Source organism: Lacticaseibacillus saniviri JCM 17471 = DSM 24301, from assembly GCF_001311785.1.
Lineage (GTDB): Bacteria > Bacillota > Bacilli > Lactobacillales > Lactobacillaceae > Lacticaseibacillus > Lacticaseibacillus saniviri.
Genome location: NZ_BBBX01000056.1, coordinates 1 through 1,763, shown reverse-complemented (window position 1 = coordinate 1,763; position 1,763 = coordinate 1). Strand labels below are relative to the sequence as shown.

The 1,763-nt window shown below is 49.6% G+C and carries 1 rRNA gene; it reads right to left on the bottom strand.

Going from position 1 to position 1,763, the window contains the following annotated elements:
- Window positions 1-58: 58 nt before the first annotated feature.
- Window positions 59-1,631 (bottom strand): 16S ribosomal RNA (locus tag JCM17471_RS13080).
- Between the last annotated feature and the right edge of the window lie 132 nt (window positions 1,632-1,763).

The following is a 1,763-nucleotide window of genomic DNA, read 5'->3' as shown; positions in this document are numbered from 1 at the left end:
GTAATCCTCTCAAAACTAAACAAAGTTTCATGTGTAGGTTTCCGTAATTTTTCCTTAGAAAGGAGGTGATCCAGCCGCAGGTTCTCCTACGGCTACCTTGTTACGACTTCACCCTAATCATCTGTCCCACCTTAGACGGCTAGCTCCTAAAAGGTTACCCCACCGGCTTCGGGTGTTACAAACTCTCATGGTGTGACGGGCGGTGTGTACAAGGCCCGGGAACGTATTCACCGCGGCATGCTGATCCGCGATTACTAGCGATTCCGACTTCGTGTAGGCGAGTTGCAGCCTACAGTCCGGACTGAGAATGGCTTTAAGAGATTAGCTTAACCTCGCGGTTTTGCGACTCGTTGTACCATCCATTGTAGCACGTGTGTAGCCCAGGTCATAAGGGGCATGATGATTTGACGTCATCCCCACCTTCCTCCGGTTTGTCACCGGCAGTCTGATTAGAGTGCCCAACTTAATGCTGGCAACTAGTCATAAGGGTTGCGCTCGTTGCGGGACTTAACCCAACATCTCACGACACGAGCTGACGACAACCATGCACCACCTGTCATTCTGTCCCCGAAGGGAACTTCTAATCTCTTAGAATAGCAGAAGATGTCAAGACCTGGTAAGGTTCTTCGCGTTGCTTCGAATTAAACCACATGCTCCACCGCTTGTGCGGGCCCCCGTCAATTCCTTTGAGTTTCAACCTTGCGGTCGTACTCCCCAGGCGGAATACTTAATGCGTTAGCTGCAGCACTGAAGGGCGGAAACCCTCCAACACTTAGTATTCATCGTTTACGGCATGGACTACCAGGGTATCTAATCCTGTTCGCTACCCATGCTTTCGAGCCTCAGCGTCAGTTACAGACCAGACAGCCGCCTTCGCCACTGGTGTTCTTCCATATATCTACGCATTCCACCGCTACACATGGAGTTCCACTGTCCTCTTCTGCACTCAAGTTTCCCAGTTTCCGATGCACTTCCTCGGTTGAGCCGAGGGCTTTCACATCAGACTTAAGAAACCGCCTGCGCTCGCTTTACGCCCAATAAATCCGGATAACGCTTGCCACCTACGTATTACCGCGGCTGCTGGCACGTAGTTAGCCGTGGCTTTCTGGTTGGATACCGTCACTACGTGAACAGTTACTCTCACGTACGTTCTTCTCCAACAACAGAGTTTTACGATCCGAAAACCTTCTTCACTCACGCGGCGTTGCTCCATCAGACTTTCGTCCATTGTGGAAGATTCCCTACTGCTGCCTCCCGTAGGAGTTTGGGCCGTGTCTCAGTCCCAATGTGGCCGATCACCCTCTCAGGTCGGCTACGTATCATCGCCTTGGTGAGCCTTTACCTCACCAACTAGCTAATACGCCGCGGGTCCATCCAAAAGCGATAGCTTACGCCATCTTTCAGCTTGGAACCATGAGGTTCCAAGATTTATGCGGTATTAGCATCTGTTTCCAAATGTTATCCCCCACTTTAGGGCAGGTTACCCACGTGTTACTCACCCGTCCGCCACTCGTTCAAATGTTAAATCTATTGGTGCAAGCACCGCCATCATTAACCAGAACTCGTTCGACTTGCATGTATTAGGCACGCCGCCAGCGTTCATCCTGAGCCAGGATCAAACTCTCATATCAAGTTTGTGACTCTTATTGTTTATACTAGCGAATTGACTTCGTTGTATGTTTGTTTAATTCTTCGATAACAAGATCGAAGGACCTACACATATACGAAACTTTGTTCAGTTTTCAAAGGACTACTTTGTCAAA